Here is a 466-nt window from a genome sequence, read left to right on the forward strand (position 1 = left end):
GCCATCGGGGGATCTCGACTTCGCCGACCTGCGACCAAAGCTGCGGGGTGTTGCATGTGCATGCGCTGCCGGAGGAGTGGTACCTGCAGGCCAGGCACTGCGGGAGGTGGCCGAGCATGGCGTGGAAGCTGTCGTCGCCTGTCCGCCCACCGGGCGGCTCGCCGACCACGACGACGGCGCCGCCGCCGCTGCAATGGTGGAGGTCGAGCGCCTCCGCCGCCCAGGTGTCGTTGCGGGTCGGCCACACGAGAAGGAGCGTCCGGTTCGGGTGGGCCTCGACTGAGGCGATGTCCCCCTCGGCGACCGGGTGCCACGGGGCCCGGCCGGCGTACCACCGGTTCCGGTCCGACGGCGGAGGTGCGATGTCGTAGGCGGTCACGTGGACTCCACCGTCGCTGAGGATCCTTCCCCAGTAGCCGAGCCCGGCGCCGAGCTCGACCACCCCTTCGGGGGAGCTACTGGCGAT

Annotated in this window: 1 protein-coding gene; it reads right to left on the reverse strand. The window is 71.7% G+C overall.

Going from position 1 to position 466, the window contains the following annotated elements:
- On the reverse strand, positions 1-379 hold a 379-nt coding region (locus I6F37_RS39075; RefSeq protein ID WP_225154238.1), incomplete at its 3' end, for a hypothetical protein.
- Positions 380-466: the final 87 nt, after the last annotated feature.

Source organism: Bradyrhizobium sp. NBAIM08, assembly GCF_020193935.1.
Lineage (GTDB): Bacteria > Pseudomonadota > Alphaproteobacteria > Rhizobiales > Xanthobacteraceae > Bradyrhizobium > Bradyrhizobium yuanmingense.